1 protein-coding gene is annotated in these 270 nt (G+C 43.3%); it reads right to left on the bottom strand.

What is annotated here, in order from left to right:
• A partial coding sequence (locus ACFIO5_RS12840) for a DHH family phosphoesterase (RefSeq protein WP_375705614.1) occupies positions 1–270 on the bottom strand: 270 nt, incomplete at both ends.

Raw genomic sequence — 270 nt, forward strand, 5'->3', positions numbered from 1 at the left:
ATCAGGAAGTTCTTCTACAAATTTCTTCTTTCGCAATAAATGATGAACCCATGCTAACGTGACAAAGACAACGCCAGCAGCACACAAATGCCCCTGTCCAGAAAAATCATCTGGGCGATTAGGATTAACAAGAGCAACAGCTTCTTGATGAACCTCTGACATTTGATGATGATCTAAAACGACAACATCAGCACCTGCAAGCCCCGCTGCTTTTACTGCATCTGGACTGTTCGCACCACAATCAACTGTAATAATCAAATGAGCGCCTTG

Source organism: Bartonella sp. AA86SXKL, from assembly GCF_042196885.1.